Origin of the sequence: Citrobacter sp. BIDMC107, from assembly GCF_001037575.1 — a bacterium.
Taxonomy (GTDB): domain Bacteria; phylum Pseudomonadota; class Gammaproteobacteria; order Enterobacterales; family Enterobacteriaceae; genus Citrobacter; species Citrobacter freundii.
This window is the reverse complement of sequence record NZ_KQ089848.1, coordinates 3,034,434-3,053,752: the sequence shown is the minus strand read 5'-3', so window position 1 is coordinate 3,053,752 and position 19,319 is coordinate 3,034,434. Positions and strand designations below refer to the sequence as shown.

Annotated in this window: 18 protein-coding genes and 2 tRNA genes; 5 read left to right on the top strand and 15 right to left on the bottom strand. The window is 51.8% G+C overall.

From position 1 onward, the window contains the following. Positions 1-11: 11 nt before the first annotated feature. From nusA to SK39_RS14290, 3 genes are all read right to left on the bottom strand, one after another. Entirely contained in the window at positions 12-1,499 is a 1,488-nt protein-coding gene (nusA, locus tag SK39_RS14300; protein ID WP_003024992.1) for a transcription termination factor NusA, read from the bottom strand. A 28-nt stretch (positions 1,500-1,527) separates the two neighbouring features. Then, positions 1,528-1,980 (bottom strand): ribosome maturation factor RimP, encoded by a 453-nt coding sequence (rimP, locus tag SK39_RS14295; RefSeq protein ID WP_003024996.1) that lies wholly within the window; start codon positions 1,978-1,980, stop codon positions 1,528-1,530. Positions 1,981-2,187: 207 nt separating this feature from the next. Then, positions 2,188-2,264 (bottom strand) — tRNA-Met (locus SK39_RS14290). A 333-nt stretch (positions 2,265-2,597) separates the two neighbouring features. On the opposite strand from SK39_RS14290, the gene argG reads away from it, so the two are divergent. Next, entirely contained in the window at positions 2,598-3,941 is a 1,344-nt protein-coding gene (gene argG, locus SK39_RS14285) for an argininosuccinate synthase (RefSeq protein WP_003024998.1), read from the top strand. Positions 3,942-4,143: 202 nt separating this feature from the next. Here the strand turns inward: argG and SK39_RS14280 are convergent. The 3 genes from SK39_RS14280 to SK39_RS14270 form a co-directional block, all read right to left on the bottom strand. Further along, positions 4,144-4,230, bottom strand: a tRNA-Leu gene (locus SK39_RS14280). A 9-nt stretch (positions 4,231-4,239) separates the two neighbouring features. Then, positions 4,240-4,572, bottom strand: coding sequence for a preprotein translocase subunit SecG (secG, locus tag SK39_RS14275; protein WP_003025000.1), 333 nt, complete (start codon positions 4,570-4,572; stop codon positions 4,240-4,242). 167 nt (positions 4,573-4,739) lie between these two features. Next, complete coding sequence (locus SK39_RS14270) at positions 4,740-5,633, bottom strand: LysR family transcriptional regulator (protein ID WP_003844846.1); 894 nt, start codon at positions 5,631-5,633, stop codon at positions 4,740-4,742. A gap of 148 nt (positions 5,634-5,781) precedes the next feature. On the opposite strand from SK39_RS14270, the gene iadA reads away from it, so the two are divergent. After that, complete coding sequence (gene iadA, locus SK39_RS14265) at positions 5,782-6,915, top strand: beta-aspartyl-peptidase (RefSeq protein ID WP_048217105.1); 1,134 nt, start codon at positions 5,782-5,784, stop codon at positions 6,913-6,915. Between the two features lie 10 nt (positions 6,916-6,925). Further along, complete coding sequence (gene dcuC, locus SK39_RS14260; RefSeq protein WP_048217104.1) at positions 6,926-8,389, top strand: C4-dicarboxylate transporter DcuC; 1,464 nt, start codon at positions 6,926-6,928, stop codon at positions 8,387-8,389. 47 nt (positions 8,390-8,436) lie between these two features. Here dcuC and glmM read toward each other — a convergent pair whose 3' ends face one another. From glmM to rlmE, 4 genes are all read right to left on the bottom strand, one after another. Continuing rightward, the gene (gene glmM, locus SK39_RS14255; protein ID WP_003025008.1) at positions 8,437-9,774 is read right to left on the bottom strand and encodes a phosphoglucosamine mutase; all 1,338 of its coding nucleotides are present in this window, start codon (positions 9,772-9,774) and stop codon (positions 8,437-8,439) included. Next, positions 9,767-10,615, bottom strand: coding sequence for a dihydropteroate synthase (gene folP, locus SK39_RS14250; protein ID WP_003025010.1), 849 nt, complete (start codon positions 10,613-10,615; stop codon positions 9,767-9,769). The genes glmM and folP overlap by 8 nt, the downstream gene beginning before the upstream one ends. 98 nt (positions 10,616-10,713) lie before the next feature. Beyond that, positions 10,714-12,648, bottom strand: coding sequence for an ATP-dependent zinc metalloprotease FtsH (gene ftsH, locus SK39_RS14245; protein ID WP_003025013.1), 1,935 nt, complete (start codon positions 12,646-12,648; stop codon positions 10,714-10,716). 99 nt (positions 12,649-12,747) lie between these two features. Continuing rightward, positions 12,748-13,377 carry a 23S rRNA (uridine(2552)-2'-O)-methyltransferase RlmE gene (rlmE, locus tag SK39_RS14240; protein WP_003025015.1) on the bottom strand — a complete coding sequence of 210 codons (630 nt, stop codon included), beginning with the start codon at positions 13,375-13,377 and terminating at the stop codon, positions 12,748-12,750. A gap of 125 nt (positions 13,378-13,502) precedes the next feature. Between rlmE and yhbY the strand changes: the two genes are divergently transcribed. Continuing rightward, complete coding sequence (gene yhbY, locus SK39_RS14235) at positions 13,503-13,796, top strand: ribosome assembly RNA-binding protein YhbY (RefSeq protein WP_003025016.1); 294 nt, start codon at positions 13,503-13,505, stop codon at positions 13,794-13,796. Between the two features lie 153 nt (positions 13,797-13,949). Here the strand turns inward: yhbY and greA are convergent, their stop codons facing one another. Then, positions 13,950-14,426, bottom strand: a complete 477-nt coding sequence (gene greA, locus SK39_RS14230; protein WP_003025019.1) for a transcription elongation factor GreA — start codon at positions 14,424-14,426, stop codon at positions 13,950-13,952. Between the two features lie 248 nt (positions 14,427-14,674). Here greA and dacB point away from each other — a divergent pair, with 248 nt between their 5' ends. Further along, positions 14,675-16,108: a serine-type D-Ala-D-Ala carboxypeptidase gene (gene dacB, locus SK39_RS14225; RefSeq protein WP_003025021.1), complete on the top strand. Its 1,434-nt coding sequence runs from the start codon at positions 14,675-14,677 to the stop codon at positions 16,106-16,108. Positions 16,109-16,200: 92 nt separating this feature from the next. Here the strand turns inward: dacB and cgtA are convergent, their stop codons facing one another. The 4 genes from cgtA to rplU all read right to left on the bottom strand — a co-directional run bounded on the left by cgtA (position 16,201) and on the right by rplU (position 19,070). Beyond that, positions 16,201-17,373, bottom strand: a complete 1,173-nt coding sequence (gene cgtA, locus SK39_RS14220) for an Obg family GTPase CgtA (RefSeq protein ID WP_003025024.1) — start codon at positions 17,371-17,373, stop codon at positions 16,201-16,203. A gap of 15 nt (positions 17,374-17,388) precedes the next feature. Then, a complete protein-coding gene (locus SK39_RS14215) occupies positions 17,389-18,354 on the bottom strand; it encodes a DMT family transporter (protein WP_003844844.1) in 966 nt (321 codons plus the stop codon). Positions 18,355-18,481: 127 nt separating this feature from the next. Then, positions 18,482-18,739 carry a 50S ribosomal protein L27 gene (gene rpmA, locus SK39_RS14210; protein ID WP_003025030.1) on the bottom strand — a complete coding sequence of 86 codons (258 nt, stop codon included), beginning with the start codon at positions 18,737-18,739 and terminating at the stop codon, positions 18,482-18,484. A gap of 19 nt (positions 18,740-18,758) precedes the next feature. Next, positions 18,759-19,070, bottom strand: a complete 312-nt coding sequence (rplU, locus tag SK39_RS14205) for a 50S ribosomal protein L21 (protein ID WP_003025032.1) — start codon at positions 19,068-19,070, stop codon at positions 18,759-18,761. Between the last annotated feature and the right edge of the window lie 249 nt (positions 19,071-19,319).

Below are 19,319 nucleotides of genomic sequence, written 5' to 3'. Positions count from 1 at the left end.
GCTACAGTTTATTACGCTTCGTCGCCGAACCAGCAAATATTACGGGCAGCCATAATCAGCTCACCGGCTTTTTCGTCGGTCAACCCTTCGATATCAGCCAGATCATCAATGCCCTGTTCAGCGAGATCTTCCAGCGTACAAACACCACGGGCCGCCAGTTTGAAGGCCATCTCACGATCCAATCCTTCCAGATTCAGCAGATCGTCAGCCGGTTTGTTATCACCGAGGCTTTCTTCCTGGGCCAGTGCCAGAGTGGTCAGTGCGTTTTTAGCACGCTCGCGCAGCGCTTCAACGGTCTGTTCATCCAGGCCGTCAATTTCCAGCAGCTCTTTCATTGGCACGTAGGCCAGTTCTTCCAGCGTCGCAAAACCTTCTTCCACCAGAACGGTCGCGAAATCTTCATCGATATCGAGATATTTGGTGAAGGTATCAATGGCTGCATGTGCTTCAGCCTGATGCTTCGCCTGCAGGTCATCAACGGTCATCACGTTGAGTTCCCAACCGCTCAGTTGTGAAGCCAGGCGGACGTTCTGACCATTACGTCCAATCGCCTGAGCCAGGTTACCGGCTTCAACCGCGATATCCATGGTGTGCTTGTCTTCATCCACCACGATAGAAGCAACGTCTGCTGGCGCCATTGCGTTAATCACGAACTGCGCCGGGTTATCATCCCACAGGACGATATCGATACGCTCGCCGCCCAGTTCGGTAGAAACCGCCTGAACGCGCGCACCGCGCATACCAACACAGGCTCCGACCGGATCAATACGCTTGTCGTTGGTCTTAACGGCGATTTTCGCACGCGATCCCGGATCACGGGCAGCCGCTTTAATTTCGATAACTTCTTCGCCAATTTCCGGTACTTCAATGCGGAACAGCTCAATCAGCATTTCCGGTTTGGAACGGGTTACAAACAGCTGCGCACCGCGCGCTTCCGGGCGTACAGAGTACAGAACACCACGAATACGGTCACCTGGGCGGAAGTTTTCACGCGGGAGCATGTCTTCACGCAGGATAACAGCTTCAGCATTGCTGCCCAGATCCAGAGAAATGTTGTCGCGGTTTACTTTCTTTACCACACCGGTGACGATTTCGCCTTCGTGTTCGCGGAACTGATCGACAACCATTGCGCGTTCAGCTTCACGTACTTTCTGTACGATAACCTGTTTCGCGGTCTGGGTGGTGATACGGTCAAAGGTGACAGATTCAATCTGATCTTCAACATATTCGCCCACGTTCAGACTTTCGTCTTCGAAGCGTGCCGCTTCCAGCGTAATTTCTTTGGTCGGCTGAGTAACTTCTTCTACGATTACCCAACGACGGAAGGTATCGAAATCACCGCTTTTACGATCGATTTCTACGCGAACGTCGATCTCTTGCTCATATTTTTTCTTTGTTGCTGTAGCCAGCGCACTTTCCAGTGCTTCAAAAATTTTCTCGCGTGGCAGCGCTTTTTCGTTGGATACGGCTTCAACAACAGCCAAAATTTCTTTGTTCATCGCGGGCTTTTCACCTCAATCCAGACTGTTAAAAGTGGGGAACCAGGTTCGCCTTCTGGATATTACTCAGCGCGAACACTTCATCTTTGCCTTCGACTGTGACCGTGATCATCTCACCGTCCACCGCTTTGATAACGCCCTGCCATTTACGACGGTTTTGTACCGCCATACGAAGAACCAGCGTGACTTCTTCACCCAGGAAACGCACGTAGTGTTCAGCTGTGAACAGAGGACGGTCGAGACCCGGAGAGGAGACTTCCAGGTTATAGGCAACGGTGATTGGGTCTTCGACATCCATCACGGCGCTTACCTGATGGCTCACATCAGCACAATCATCAACATTGATGCCATCTTCACTATCAATATAGATGCGCAGTGTGGATGTGCGACCACGAATAAATTCGATGCCGACCAGTTCGTAGCCCAGGGCTTCAACTGGCGCTGTAATCATCTCTGTTAATTTTTGCTCTAATGTGGACAAGCCCACCCCCAAGACATAAAAAAAGGGCCTAAAGCCCAGTTATTCTGTAGTCAGATAACAAAAAACCCCGATAAATCGGGGCTTTAGATAACTGAACCCTATAACCGCACCTGCGGTTCGGAGAACCTTCCGAAAGAATTTTTTTCAAATCCAGCTACGAAGGCCTAAGTCTTCACAGTATATTTGAAAAAGAACTCTAAGGGAAAGTGGTTGCGGGGGCCGGATTTGAACCGACGACCTTCGGGTTATGAGCCCGACGAGCTACCAGGCTGCTCCACCCCGCGCCTGAAACGTGGCAAATTTTACTCGTTTTGGGTAAAAAATGCAAATACTGCTGGGATTTGGTACCGAGGACGGGACGTAAAATCTGCGCACAGTATATTGATTCACTATGCGTTATGTCAACCTTGTTACGACTATGCAAATCAATGAATGCTGCCCAGCGCTAGCCCAGCAAGATAAATATGCCACCCACGCCGTTATTTAACGAAATTATCACTAAACTCTTCCTGTCATCCAGAAAAGATGATTAAATGAAAACTCATTTATTTTGCATAAAAATGCAATTAGCATAATAAGCGACCTCTTCACCAGTCTATCAAGCAGGGTTTTATTTTATGACGACGATTCTCAAGCATCTCCCGGTAGGTCAACGTATTGGTATCGCTTTTTCCGGCGGCCTGGACACCAGTGCAGCACTGCTGTGGATGCGACAAAAAGGGGCTGTCCCATATGCATATACTGCGAATTTGGGCCAGCCGGATGAGGATGACTATGACGCCATTCCTCGCCGTGCAATGGAATATGGTGCTGAGAATGCTCGCCTGGTAGATTGCCGTAAGCAGCTCGTTGCCGAAGGGATCGCTGCCATTCAGTGCGGTGCATTCCACAACACCACTGGCGGACTGACCTACTTCAATACCACCCCGCTGGGCCGTGCCGTGACCGGCACCATGCTGGTTGCCGCCATGAAAGAAGATGGCGTAAATATCTGGGGTGACGGTAGCACCTATAAAGGTAACGATATTGAACGTTTCTATCGTTACGGTCTGCTGACCAACGCCGAACTGCAGATTTATAAACCATGGCTGGATACCGATTTTATCGATGAACTCGGCGGTCGCCATGAGATGTCCGAATTTATGATTGCCTGTGGTTTCGACTACAAGATGTCCGTTGAGAAAGCGTACTCAACAGACTCCAATATGCTCGGGGCGACCCACGAAGCAAAAGATCTGGAATTCCTGAACTCAAGCGTCAAAATCGTCAACCCAATTATGGGCGTGAAGTTCTGGGATGAGAGCGTGAAGATCCCGGCAGAAGAAGTGACTGTGCGTTTTGAACAGGGTCATCCGGTTGCACTGAACGGTAAAACCTTCAGCGACGACGTTGAGATGATGCTGGAAGCCAACCGTATCGGCGGTCGTCACGGTCTGGGTATGAGCGATCAGATTGAAAACCGCATCATTGAAGCGAAGAGCCGTGGCATCTACGAAGCCCCGGGGATGGCATTGTTACATATCGCATACGAGCGTCTGCTGACCGGTATTCACAACGAGGATACCATCGAGCAGTATCACGCACATGGTCGCCAGCTTGGTCGTCTGCTGTATCAGGGTCGCTGGTTCGACTCTCAGGCGCTGATGCTGCGTGACGGTCTGCAGCGTTGGGTTGCCAGCCAGATTACCGGTGAAGTGACGCTGGAACTGCGCCGTGGTAATGACTACTCGATCCTCAACACCGTATCTGACAATCTGACTTATAAACCAGAACGTCTGACGATGGAAAAAGGCGATTCCGTATTCTCTCCGGACGACCGTATCGGTCAGTTAACCATGCGTAATCTGGATATCACCGATACCCGCGAGAAGCTGTTCGGCTATGCGCAGTCTGGTCTGCTGACCGCTTCTTCCACAACCGGCCTGCCGCAGGTTGAGAATCTGGAAAATAAGGCGAAGTAAAGATACACCATCTTAAGGCCGCGAAAGCGGCCTTTTTTATGTGCGGAATATAGCTCTGCGGCCCTGTAGGTCGGATAAGGCGTTTACGCCGCCATCCGACATTATTACAACGCCTGATGGCGCTATGCTTATCCGACCTACAGGACAGCCACAAATAACAGACGAAAAAAAAGACGCTTTGCAGCGTCTTTTTTTTGGAATTTGGTACCGAGGATGGGACTCGAACCCACAAGCCCGTTAGGGCACTACCACCTCAAGGTAGCGTGTCTACCAATTCCACCACCTCGGTACAGAATACTTAGCGTGGGATATCGCTGGTCGGCTGAGCCGGAGCAGCTGGCTGAGTTTGCTCGGTTTTCGCCGGTGCGCTCAGATTTTCCCACTCACTTCCTTTATTGGTCTTGTTGCTGTTCATGTTACCCAGCACCAGACTGATGATGAAGAACAAGGTTCCCAATACAGCTGTCATACGGGTCATGAAGTTACCAGAACCACTTGAACCAAACAGAGTACCAGAAGCGCCTGCGCCAAAAGAGGCTCCCATATCAGCGCCTTTGCCTTGCTGCAGCATGATCAAGCCTACCAGGCCAATTGCCACAATAAGGAAAACTACTAAAAGAGCTTCGTGCATAATCAACCTGTTCCTTGCGGAGTTGCCGCGTACAATGCTTCGACCATTAAAGCGGGAATATTTACTGTTTCCCACTGAAGCGGGTGTGAATACTAACCAAAGCGAATAACCTTCGCAAGGGCAATTTGTTAGCATTGTATCAACTGCGGAAAAAATCGCCATATCAATCAAAAACGCAGCAACTTCTCCCAGCATCTCTGCATGACGGCGCGTTGATCGTCAAGATTCGCCCATACCACAACAGGGATTTCACAAATCAGGTCTGCATTTTCTGGCCAGCAGTGAATAATTTGCTGATTCACCAACTCTTCCGCCACCATCGATTCAGGTAACCAGGCCATTCCCATATGGCGCAACACCATTTCTCGTATCGTTTCGCTTAAACCACTCTCAAACACTTTTTTCAACCGTGGTCGCACTCGTTGTTCTGCCAGCTCAATAATACGTCTGACAAAGGTATAGTCGCTGTAACATAGCCAGGGGATCGGGGTATGCGGATCGTCCAGCGTATCCACCAACTGTGCAGAAATCACAGGAATAAATCGCTCATACCGCCATAGTGAACGTTTTAACCCTCCGGCAATCTCCAGCCCTGGTTGTGAAGAGGGTAAATCGTAAGTCACCAGCATATCAATTTGCCGGTTTATCAGGGCATTGAAGTGGTTGTCTATCCCCTGGATACTGGCGTTTACCGTAAAGTTTAACTGCGGCTCACTCTGTCGCAGGTAGTTGATCATATCCGGCAGGATATTCACCGACAGCGTATGCAGGCTGACCATCACCAGCGTGTTATCCGTTGCTGGCGTCATCGCCGACAGCTCATGGCGTGCCTCTGTTAACGTACTGAGGACGTGCCGGGCATAAGGTTCAAAGCGTTCACCATAGCGCGTCAGCGTGACGGGGGTCGTTGTCCGATCAAACAAAGGCACGCCCAGCACCTCTTCCAGCGACTTTATACGCCGACTCAGCGCAGGTTGAGTAATATGCCGCTGCGCCGCGGCCTGGGAGTAGTTTCCATGCTGGCTCAAGGCCAGAAAATCTTCCAGCCACTTACAATCCACGTTGTGCTCTCCGCCATGCCATAACCGCATCCTCCAATAACAAATCGGTAATAGTCATAGTTATAGTAATGGCTTTATGGTGGGCATCATAACAACAATATTCCGTTTCACCTGCCGACTCTCACCTTCGACGTTTGACAGGACCGCTATGTTTACTTTATTGACCAATGCCCGTGTTTTTTCTCCTGAGGATTTAGGCCTCTGCTCCCTGCTCATTCATGCCGACCGAATTGTGGCGGTAGAAAAAGATATTTCATTGTTTGATGGCGTCAACGAGGTCATCGATTGTCGGGGTAAATGGGTTATCCCTGGCATCATCGATCAGCATGTTCATCTTACCGGTGGCGGTGGCGAAGCCGGATTTGCCAGTCGGACACCCGCCGTCAAGCTGCGCGATCTGATTCAAGCGGGTATTACCACGGTGGTTGGCGTGTTAGGCACCGATGCCATTTCTCGTTCGCCCAAAGACCTCTACGCTAAAATGCAGTCTCTCAACCTTGAGGGATTACGCGCGTTTATGCATACGGGAGCCTACGCCGTTCCCAGCCCAACCATTACGCGATCCATCCGCGATGATATGGCCTTTATTCCGGCAATTCTTGGTGTAAAAATCGCCCTCGCCGATCACCGCGGCTCTTACCCCTCTTTCCAGGAGTTGCTGAGGATAGTGAGCGATATTCGCGTCGCTTCCCTGCTGGCAGGGAAAAAAGGCTTGCTGCATGTGCACCTGGGGAATCTGCCGGAAGGGATGTCGCAACTTATTGAGTTGTGTGATGCGGGTATTCCGATTCACCATATTTCACCGACCCATGTTGCAAGAACAGAGCCCTTGTTCGAACAGGCTATTGCTTTCGCCCATCGCGGCGGCCATATCGATGTTACGTCCGGTGGCAGTCGTTTTATGCCTCAGGAGCAAGCGATTCTCCACGCACTCGAAGCACAGGTTCCGGCGGAGCGCATCACGATCAGTTCTGACGGCAATGGCAGCGTTCCGCGCTTTAACGCTCAGGGTATCGTTGAAGGTTTAAGCGCGGCACCGGTCGCAGGCAATCTTAACCTACTTCCTCGCCTGATTGATGTCGGTATTCCGGTGCCGCAAGCCATCGCAATGTTGACGGCAAACGTTGCACGCTCGCTGGGTATTTCCGGGGGCATGCTCTGCGCCGGAGAACGTGCCGATATCTGTGTACTCAATGATGACCTCTCGCTGGCCCATCTGTTTGCCGCGGGTAAACCGTTGCTGCGGGATGGAGAGTGCCTGGTTACCGGCAACTTCGAGTAAGGGGGCAAGAATGTCATTACTACTGGCGCTAATCGCCATCATTTTTGCCGGACGTCTGATCCTCAAAAAATATCACCCCCAGTCGGTACTGTTATTGACCGGGATTGTGCTGTTGCTTATCGCGCATTTTAGCGGAATGACCTCACTCAGTGGCCTGGTGAAAAAGAGCACCGGATTCGGCCCCTTTGACGCCTTTGAGTTTATTCGCGATACCCTGAGCGTGCGTCTCGGCGGCCTCGGGCTGCAAATTATGCTGATTGGTGGTTTCGCCACGTACATGTCAGCCATTGGCGCAAGCCAGGTACTGGTTCGGGTAACATCTCGTCCTTTACAACGGCTGAACTCGCCTTATCTGCTGCTGGGACTGGCACTGCTATTAGGCCAATTCCTGTCGCTGTTTATCAGCAGCGCCACCGGATTGGGTCTGCTGTTGATGGCGACGCTTTACCCATTGCTTACCCGTCTTGGCTGTAGCCGCGCCGCAGTTGCCGCAGTTATCGCCAGTACCTGTGCGGTTGAGTTTGGCCCAGGATCCGGCAACTCGGTTCTCGCCGCCAAAACCGCAGGTATTGAGGTGGTGAACTATTTTGTGCAGGATCAGTTGCCGATCGTTGTGCCCGTCATTCTTTTCATCGCCCTGTTGCATATTGTTGTGCAACGCTTTTTTGACCGTCGGGAAAGTGGCGACAATGCAGCTCAGCAGATGCAGACATTAACGGCAACTGATGAAGCCGACGCACCTATCGCCTGGCTGTTTCTGCCTATGCTGCCGCTGGTATTGATGTTGGTGTGTAGCGATTTAGTATTTAGCTCGCTTAAGATTACGCTGGACACCGCCGTACTGATAAGCCTCGCTATTACGCTGGTTTGTGAGTACTGCCGTCATCGCAAAGCGCGCGAGGTGATGGCTGGCGTACAAAAGGTTTTCGACAGCATGGGCAGCGTTTTTGCCACCGTCGTGACGCTGATTATCGCCGGTGAAGTTTTTTCCGCCGGGCTGAAAGCCATTGGTGCCGTCGACGCGCTGCTGTCGCTTTCTGGCGAATTTGGCCTCAGCGCAGCCTCTATTATCCTGCTGATGACCCTAATCACCTTCGCAATTTCAGCGCTGATGGGCTCCGGGAATGCGGCATTTTTCTCCTTCGCCCCCATGGTGCCGGACATCAGCCGTCATATCGGTAGCGATATCGCAGTCATGATGTTGCCTATCCAGATATCGGCGGGTATTGGTCGTACGTTATCGCCGATTGCCGGCGTCATCATTGCTATCGCAGGGATTGCAGGCGTCTCGCCTGTGGATATTGTTAAGCGCACCGCGATTCCGATGCTGGGCGGTTGGCTACTGATGATTGCGCTAACCTTTGCCCGGTCTGGGCATTTGCTGGCGGTTCTGCCGTGGCTGGCAGTCCTTGTACTACTGATGGTCGGTGGTTATTTCTGGCAGCGCCGACGTAAACAGCCGCTTGCCGTATAGTAAAAAAAAGCCGGAGTCTCAGACTCCGGCTCTCACTTTCTTCGGGATTACGCCGCTTTCACAGCATCGGCAATACGGTGGGCGAATTCAGTCACCTGCGCTTCGTCTTCACCTTCAACCATCACACGAATTAACGGTTCGGTACCAGACTTACGCAGCAGGACGCGTCCACGGTTACCAAGTGCCGCTTCCACTTCCGCCATCACCGCTTTCACATTTTCATGTTCCAGCGGATCGCCGCTACCTGCGGTGTAACGTACGTTAACCAGCAGCTGTGGGAACATTTTCATGCCGCTGCACAGGTCGTGCAAACTCATATGGTTGCGCACCATCGCCGCCAGCACCTGCAGGCCCGCCACGATGCCGTCACCAGTGGTGGTTTTGTCCAGCAGGATCACATGACCAGAGTTTTCGGCACCGATACGCCAGCCTTTTTCCTGCATTTTTTCCAGCACATAGCGGTCGCCAACTTTCGCCCGAGCAAAAGGAATACCCAGCTGTTTCAGCGCCAGCTCGAGGCCCATGTTGCTCATCAACGTACCTACCGCACCACCACGCAGCTGTCCCTGACGCAGGGCTTCACGGGCGATGATGTACATGATCTGATCGCCATCGACCTTATTGCCTTCGTGGTCAACCATAATGACGCGGTCGCCATCGCCGTCCAGTGCAATACCCAGATCGGCTTTTTCCGCAATCACGCGCGCCTGCAGGGCACGGACGTCAGTGGCGCCGACTTCTTCATTGATGTTCACACCGTTTGGCTCACAGCCAATGGCAATCACGTTTGCACCCAGCTCACGCAGTACATTTGGTGCAATGTGGTACGTTGCACCGTTAGCGCAATCCACCACAATTTTAAGCTCACTCAGACTCAGTTCGTTCGGGAAGGTGCCTTTGCAAAACTCGATATAGCGACCGGCAGCATCAACGATACGGGTAGCTTTACCCAGTTCAGCCGAGTCCACGCAGGTGATCGCTTTTTCCATTTCGGCTTCGATAGCTTCTTCAACCGCATCCGGCAGTTTGGTCCCATCGATGGAGAAGAATTTAATCCCATTGTCATAGAATGGGTTGTGCGAAGCGGAGATAACAATCCCGGCCTCAGCACGGAAAGCACGCGTCAGATAAGCAACGGCAGGTGTTGGCATTGGCCCTGTGAATGAGGCTGAGAGTCCGGCGGCTGCCAGGCCCGCTTCCAGCGCGGACTCCAGCATATAGCCGGAAATACGCGTATCTTTACCGATAATAATTTTACGTGAACCATGACGAGCCAGCACTTTCCCTGCAGCCCAGCCCAGCTTGAGCACAAAGTCAGGAGTAATTGGGGCATCACCTACGCGACCGCGGATCCCATCAGTGCCAAAATATTTACGATTACTCATAGCGTTTTTTTTCCTTTGCAGACAATGTGGCTTCCACCACACGCATCGCTTCTACGGTTTCTTTGACGTCATGGACACGAACGATCTGCGCCCCCTGCATTGCGGCAATCACCGCGCACGCCAGACTGCCACTCAGGCGTTCGGATGGCCCCACATTCAGCAACTGGCCAACCATTGATTTTCGTGACATCCCAACCAGCAGCGGCAGATTAAAATGATGAAACTCCGCCAGACGTGCCAGTAATGTGTAGTTGTGAGTGAGATTTTTACCGAATCCGAACCCGGGGTCGAGCAACAATTTATCTTTTGTGATTCCAGCCCGCTCGCAACGTGCTATTTGCTCAACAAAGTAACGATCTACCTCAGCAAAAACATCCTCATACTTTGGCGCTTCCTGCATGGTTTTCGGCTGCCCCTGCATATGCATCAGGCAAACCGGCAATCCGGTCTCCGCTGCGGCTTCCAACGCTCCAGGCTCCGAGAGTGAGCGAATGTCATTGATGATATGCGCGCCAACTCTGGCGCATTCGCGGATCACTTCGGGCTTTGAGGTATCAACCGAAATCCACACTTCAAAACGCTGAGCAATCGCCTCCACCACAGGGATCACTCGCTGCAACTCTTCTTCAACACTCACATCAGCCGCGCCCGGACGCGTGGACTCACCACCCACATCAATGATAGTCGCCCCGGCGTTAATCATCAGGTTTGCGTGTTTTACCGCCTCAACCAAAGAGTTGTGCGCTCCACCATCGGAAAATGAGTCTGGCGTGACGTTCAAAATCCCCATGACGTGCGGATGGCTGAGATCCAGTGAAGAACCCTGAGCAAAGAGTTTCATAGTTTTATCCCTGGTAAAATCTTGAATATGCAGATAAGAAAAACCCCGGAGCAAGCCCCAGGGTTTTCAATTAAAACACGGTCATCATCAACGATAACTTATTTGTCGCCCAGTTGCTCTGACATAGTGCCAGAGTCCGGCGCACGCGGTTCATCAACCGGACGCGGTGCACTCGGCTTGCCGGTGCTGCCAGAGTTGTTGTTAGAAGAACCCGGTTCTTCCCAACCCGCAGGCGGACGCACATCGCGGCGAGCCATCAGATCGTCAATCTGCGGCGCATCGATAGTCTCATATTTCATGAGCGCATCTTTCATTGAGTGCAGAATGTCCATGTTTTCGTTCAGCAAACGACGTGCACGGTCATAGTTACGCTCAATCAGCAGTTTAACTTCCTGATCGATAATGCGAGCGGTTTCATCGGACATGTGTTTCGCTTTCGCCACAGAACGTCCCAGGAACACTTCGCCTTCTTCTTCAGCGTACAGCAACGGACCGAGTTTATCGGAGAAGCCCCACTGAGTAACCATGTTACGCGCCAGGTTAGTCGCGACTTTAATGTCGTTCGACGCACCGGTAGAAACATGTTCAGCACCGTAGATGATCTCTTCCGCCAGACGGCCACCGTACAATGTGGAGATCTGACTTTCCAGTTTCTGACGGCTGGCGCTGATTGCATCGCCTTCAGGCAGGAAGAAGGTCACACCCAGCGCACGACCGCGCGGGATAATCGTCACTTTGTGCACCGGATCGTGTTCCGGCACCAGGCGACCGATAATCGCGTGGCCTGCTTCGTGATACGCGGTAGATTCCTTCTGCGCTTCCGTCATCACCATGGAGCGACGTTCCGCACCCATCATGATTTTGTCTTTCGCTTTTTCGAACTCAACCATCGACACTACGCGCTTGTTGCCACGAGCAGCAAACAGCGCCGCTTCGTTGACCAGGTTCGCGAGGTCCGCACCGGAGAAGCCAGGGGTACCACGTGCAATGATTGCCGCATCGATATCCGGAGACAGCGGCACGCGACGCATATGCACTTTCAGGATCTGTTCACGACCGCGAACGTCCGGCAGACCAACCACAACCTGACGGTCAAAACGGCCTGGACGAAGCAGCGCAGGGTCAAGAACGTCCGGACGGTTAGTCGCTGCGATAACGATAATACCTTCGTTACCTTCGAAGCCGTCCATCTCAACCAGCATCTGGTTCAGCGTCTGTTCACGTTCATCGTGACCACCGCCCAGACCTGCGCCACGCTGGCGGCCTACGGCGTCGATTTCATCGATGAAGATGATGCACGGTGCCGCTTTTTTGGCTTGTTCGAACATGTCACGCACACGAGATGCACCGACACCCACGAACATTTCCACGAAATCAGAACCGGAAATTGTGAAGAATGGAACCTTCGCTTCACCTGCGATAGCTTTCGCCAGCAGGGTTTTACCCGTACCCGGAGGACCGACCATCAGGACGCCTTTCGGGATTTTACCGCCCAGTTTCTGGAAACGGCTCGGTTCGCGCAGATACTCAACCAGCTCAGCGACTTCTTCTTTTGCTTCGTCACAACCCGCAACGTCAGCAAAAGTCGTTTTGATCTGATCTTCCGTCAGCATGCGCGCTTTGCTCTTGCCGAACGACATGGCACCTTTGCCACCACCGCCCTGCATCTGACGCATGAAGAAGATCCAGACACCAATCAGCAGCAGCATTGGGAACCAGGAAATGAAGATAGAAGCCAGCAGGCTCGGCTCTTCAGGTGGTTCGCCAACAACCTTGACGTTTTTGGTCAGCAGGTTATCAAGCAACTTCGGATCGTTAACCGGGATGTAGGTCGTGTAACGGTTACTATCTTTCTTGGTAACGTTAATCTCACGTCCGTTGATCTTCGCTTCACGAACCTGGTCCTGATTGACCTCTTGCAGGAAGGTAGAGTAATCAACCTTACGGCCATTAGACTCGCTGGGCCCAAAGCTCTGGAATACTGACATCAGCACAACGGCAATGACCAGCCAGAGAATTAGGTTTTTCGCCATGTCACTCAAGGGATTAACCTCATATTACAACTGTGTTAAAAACAGCGTCAGGATACTCTATATCCAGTTTCTTTCAAACTTTCGTTTGAAATCTGCCGGTTATGGTTTACGCCCGGTCGCTACAATATACACTTCACGCGAACGGGCGCGAGAAGAGTCCGGCTTACGAACTTTGACCTTCGTAAACAGGGAGCGAATCTCTCTTAGATACTCATCGAAGCCTTCGCCCTGGAACACCTTCACTACAAAACTACCACCTGGCGCTAATACATCACGAGCCATTCCAAGCGCCAGCTCTACCAGATACATGGCCCGGGGAATATCCACCGCCGGTGTTCCACACATATTTGGCGCCATATCAGACATGACAACTTGTACTTTACTGTCACCTACGCGTTCAAGTAACGCTTTCAGGACTAATTCATCACGAAAGTCGCCCTGAAGGAAGTCCACACCAACGATTGGATCCATAGGTAAAAGATCGCAAGCGATAATGCGGCCGGTGTTGCCGATCTGCGTAACTGCATATTGCGACCAGCCACCGGGTGCAGCACCGAGATCAACTATCGTCATCCCCGGTTTAAAAATTTTGTCACTTTGCTGTATTTCATCAAGTTTAAACCAGGCACGGGAACGTAACCCCTTTTTCTGCGCCTGTTGAACATATTTATCGCTAAAGTGTTCCTGAAGCCAGCGACTCGAGCTGGCAGAACGCTTTTTACCTGTCATTTCACATTCCCAAAGGGCAGTTCATCGTAACCAATGGTGTAAATTTCTACACAGCTATTTGGTGATATATGGGAGATGGCGGTAGAATGACCCGTTTTCAATCCCAACGTAAGCAAAAATATACGATGAATCTGAGTACTAAACAAAAACAGCACCTGAAAGGTCTGGCACATCCGCTCAAGCCTGTAGTTATGCTTGGCAACAATGGTTTGACCGAAGGGGTACTGGCCGAGATTGAACAAGCGTTAGAGCACCATGAACTTATCAAGGTGAAAATCGCCTCGGAAGATCGCGATACTAAAACCTTGATCGTGGAAGCTATCGTACGCGAAACCGGCGCCTGTAATGTGCAGGTCATCGGCAAAACGCTGGTACTGTATCGCCCGACTAAAGAACGTAAAATCTCGCTGCCACGCTAAGAATATCCCAAAGTTGAACACGAAGTTTGTGTAAAACGCGGGGTTTTCCGCTAGCAGGAGAGCAAAATGCCACGCTCTCTTCGTTGATAAAAGGCCGCTATGCGGCCTTTTTCCTTTCTTTACAATGTATCAACATCTTAACCAAGATGCGAATTACAGGTATTCTACCTTCGTCACTTCATATTCCACTTCGCCGCCCGGCGTTTTGATAACCACGACGTCATCCTGCTCTTTACCGATAAGGCCACGAGCGATAGGCGAGTTCACTGAAATCAGGTTCTGTTTAAAATCGGCTTCATCATCGCCGACAATACGCCAGGTCTGCTCTTCATCGTTATCGAGATTCAACACGGTAACCGTCGCGCCGAAAACAACGCGGCCATTGTTCGGCATTTTAGTAACGTCGATTACCTGCGCGTTGGACAGTTTAGCCTCGATATCTTTAATGCGTCCTTCGCAGAAACCCTGCTGTTCGCGCGCCGCGTGATACTCCGCGTTCTCTTTCAGGTCACCGTGCTCACGCGCTTCAGCGATAGCGGCAATAATTTCAGGACGGCGCACAGATTTCAGAAAATCCAGCTCTTCGCGCAGTTTTTCAGCACCACGTAAGGTCATCGGGATAGCTTGCATTTGTTATACCTCTTGAACATTCCTGTAGGGGGCAGTTGCTCTCACCCCGGCTGCTAAGCCCACCCTGGCGAATGTCATGCCAGAGTCAGAAGCAAAAAAATACCGACCCGGGGCTCAAGGTCCCAGGTCAGCTACAATTCTCTATTTGATGATCATTTTACCCTGGAGTTCCTTATGGGTCATCGTTTACTTTTTGGGGCGTTGCGCCGTAGTATGACGGCCTGTTTCCAGGTTGTTAGCGCGAGATTATGCGATTTTCCAGATTTACCATCGGATTGACTGCCAGTATAGCGTTCAGCGTTCAGGCTGCGAACGTCGACGAGTATATCAATCAGCTCCCTGCCGGGGCCAACCTCGCCCTTATGGTACAGAAGGTTGGCGCACCTGCACCCGCTATTGATTTTCATAGCCAGCAGATGGCGCTGCCGGCCAGTACCCAGAAAGTGATCACCGCGCTGGCGGCATTGATTCAGCTCGGGCCTGACTTTCGTTTTACCACTACGCTTGAGACTAAAGGCAACGTGGAAGGTGGCGTATTGAAAGGTGACTTAGTGGCACGATTTGGTGCTGATCCGACGCTAAAACGCCAGGATATTCGCAATATGGTGGCAACCCTGAAAAAATCAGGCGTGACGCAAATTGCCGGAAATGTCCTGATCGACACCTCTATTTTCGCCAGTCATGATAAAGCGCCCGGTTGGCCCTGGAACGACATGACGCAGTGTTTTAGCGCACCGCCCGCAGCGGCTATTGTCGATAGAAACTGTTTCTCGGTTTCACTCTACAGCGCGCAAAAACCCAACGATCTCGCCTTTATTCGCGTGGCATCTTATTACCCGGTCACCATGTTCAGTCAGGTGCGTACTCTCGCCCGAGGTTCTGCGGAAGCGCAATATTGTGAACTGGATGTGGTTCCCGGCGATCTCAACCGCTATACGCTGACCGGATGCCTGCCCCAACGAGCCGATCCGCTGCCGCTGGCGTTCGCCATTCAGGACGGAGCCAGCTATGCCGGGGCGATTATCAAAGATGAGCTAAAACAAGCAGGTATCACCTACAGCGGTACGCTGCTGCGCCAGACGCTGGTCAACGAGCCGGGAACGGTGGTCGCCAGTAAGCAGTCAGCGCCACTGCATGACCTGCTTAAGATTATGCTGAAAAAATCGGACAACATGATTGCCGATACCGTTTTCCGTATGATTGGTCATGCCCGATTTAACGTGCCAGGCACCTGGCGGGCGGGTTCTGATGCCGTACGCCAGATTTTGCGTCAGCAGGCGGGCGTTGATATCGGCAACACCATTATTGCCGACGGTTCAGGCCTCTCCCGGCATAACCTGATTGCTCCGGCGACCATGATGCAGGTGCTGCAATATATCGCTCAACACGATAACGAGCTGAACTTTATCACTATGCTGCCGCTGGCGGGGCACGACGGCTCCCTGCAATACCGTGCGGGTCTGCATCAGGCTGGTGTGGATGGCAAAGTATCGGCGAAGACAGGCTCGCTGCAAGGAGTCTATAACCTTGCTGGCTTCATTACCACGGCAAGCGGCCAACGCATGGCATTCGTGCAGTATTTGTCTGGTTATGCGGTAGAGCCGGCTGACCAGCGTAATCGCCGTATTCCGTTGGTGCGCTTCGAGAGCCGATTGTACAAGGATATTTATCAGAACAATTAGATTTTGAAGATGCCGGATGGCGCTTACGCTTATCCGGCCTACGCAAACTGGAAACAAAAACCCCGGCAACTTGTCCGGGGTTTTTCATGCGATTAACGCTTGTAGATGAACTCGACGCCTTCGTCGTCTTCTTCGTCCCAATCGTCATCCCAGTCATCTTCCGCTTCGTCTTCGACTTCAGCGAGCTGCTGGCGGTGATAATCATCCCACATGAACTCAACTTTCTCTGGCTGTTTCGCTTCTTCAGCCTGAACAATCGGGTTCTCGATGATAAAGGTCATCACATCCCAGCAAAGATCCTTCACGCCCAGCTGGCTGGCGGCAGAGATCAGGTAATATTTACCTTCCCAGCCCAGCGCTTCGGCGATCGCTTTCGCTTTCTCTTCCGCTTCAGCCTTGTCCATCAAATCAATTTTGTTGAACACTAACCAGCGCGGTTTAGATGCCAGATCCTGACTGTATTTTTCCAGTTCGCCAATAATGATACGTGCGTTTTCTACCGGATCGGAACCGTCAATCGGATCGATATCGATGAGGTGCAGCAACACGCGGCAACGTTCCAGATGTTTCAGGAAGCGGATACCCAGGCCTGCGCCTTCAGCCGCACCTTCAATCAGACCCGGAATGTCGGCAACCACGAAGCTCTTTTCGTTGTCCATACGCACCACGCCCAGGCTCGGCACCAGGGTGGTGAAGGGATAATCAGCGACTTTCGGCTTCGCCGCAGATACTGCACGGATAAACGTCGATTTCCCGGCATTTGGCATACCCAGCATACCCACGTCTGCCAGCAGCATCAGCTCCAGCATCAGATCGCGCTTATCACCCGGCGTACCCATTGTTTTCTGACGTGGAGTACGGTTAACCGATGATTTGAAACGGGTGTTGCCCAGACCATGCCAGCCGCCTTTAGCGACCATCAGACGCTGACCGTGTTTGGTCATGTCGCCCATGGTTTCGCCCGTGCCCTGATCGATAACACGCGTACCAACAGGCACTTTAATCGTGACGTCTTTGCCACGCTTACCGGTGCAATCACGGCTCGCGCCATTCTGACCACGTTCCGCACGGAATGATTTTTCAAAACGGTAATCGATCAGCGTGTTCAGGTTTTCGTCGGCTTCCAGCCAAACGTCACCACCGTCACCACCATCACCACCGTCCGGACCGCCTTTTGGGATGTACTTTTCGCGGCGGAAGCTGACGCAACCATTACCGCCATCACCTGCAACGACCAGAATCGATGCTTCATCAACAAACTTCATTTTACTCTCCGTAAATCATTCGCCTGAGCGGGGTTGCGAAACCACCGTTTCATGCTTACGTAAACCGCCCCAAATTCGATGACCAATGGCGGAATACATCGCGCCCGCAACCACGATAAACGCACCGAGATAACCTAATAGGTTTAGCATCGGTCTGGCGAAGAAATCGGGCCAGGCCAGTGATAATAAATCTGAAAATAACAACGTAAACAGCGGTGTGAGCGTGATAATAGCGCTCACCTGCGCCGCCTGCCAACGCGCCATCGCTTCCGCAAGAGCGCCGTATCCTACCAGCGTATTCAGGCCGCAGAATACCAGGCATGCCAGCTGCCAGTCGCTGAGCTGCGTGATGACACCGGGTTTAGCCAGCGGCAACAACGCTATCGTACATAAAGTGTACAGTAAAAACAGGATCTGCGGTGATGCCAGGCGGCGCAATAACACCTTTTGTGCGACCCCATAGCTCACCCAGACCATCGCCGCACCGACACCAAAGATAACGCCCCAGGTGTAATCGGTGAGTCGGGTAAAAATTTCGATCAGACTGGTATTAAAAAACAGGACCAGGCCGCTCAGAAGCATAATGGCGCCAATCACCTGCGTGCCGCGCATCTTTTCTTTCAGGATAAAGACGCTAGCGATCATCATACCAACCGGTGACAGCTGACCGATAACCTGCGAAGCCGTTGGGCTCAAATACTGCAAGGATGAACTAAACAGAATGAAGTTACCGAACAGCCCACCGGTTGCGATAGCCAGCAACACCAGCCAACGCGCTTTGCGAAAAATACGCAATGGAGGGAGCTTTTTTTTAACCGCAAGAATAGCGCCAAGGCCAACGCTTGCCATTAAAAAACGGTAGAACACCACGGTAGGAGGCTCCATCACCTCCAGCACTTGCTTCATTGCTATTGGCAAAGCCCCCCAACATACTGCCGTTGTGAGTGCTAACAGAATACCAATGCCTGCCTGTTGCTTCATGCCGTATTCCCTGCAAGGGCTCGTTTCCGGGTTGTCACGGCGTGACGAGCGTATTTACCGGCCGTCGAATGTAAAAAGCCCCGCAACGTGTTGCGGGGCTTTTATCCGTTACCGGGACGCGAAAAACTTATTCAGCAACGATGCTGATGAATTTACGGTTTTTCGGGCCTTTCACTTCAAATTTCACTTTACCGTCTGCTTTAGCAAACAGAGTGTGGTCTTTGCCGCAACCAACGTTAGAGCCAGCGTGGAATTTAGTACCACGTTGACGAACGATGATGCTACCAGCCAGAACTGTTTCACCGCCGAAGCGTTTTACGCCCAGACGTTTAGCTTCTGAATCGCGACCGTTACGAGTCGAGCCGCCAGCCTTTTTATGTGCCATTTAATCTGCTCCCCTTAACTTAAGCGCTGATGCCAGTGATTTTCACATCAGTGAACCACTGACGATGGCCCTGCTGCTTACGATAGTGTTTACGACGACGAAACTTAACAATTTTAACTTTCTCGCCACGACCGTGAGCAACAACTTCAGCTTTGATAACGCCGCCATCAACGAAAGGAACGCCGATTTTGACTTCTTCACCGTTTGCGATCATCAGAACTTCTGCGAATTCAACAGATTCGCCAGTTGCGATGTCCAGCTTTTCCAGGCGAACGGTCTGACCTTCGCTTACTCGGTGTTGTTTACCACCACTTTGGAAAACCGCGTACATAAAAAACTCCGCTTCCGCGCACACCTTTTTGATGATTCAGAGTGCGCTATAAATATTCACAATAGGGCGCGAATATTACGCAAAACGCGAGCCTTTGACAAGTGCTACCGTCAATACATGAAGAAAAAAAACACAACACGTACGGTAACGTTTATCTACGGCGTTTTTTCAGTACAATCAGCATATATTTATAACCCTAAACCCGACGTTACCTTCTCATACAGTAAGGTAATCGGGGCGAGAAGCCCG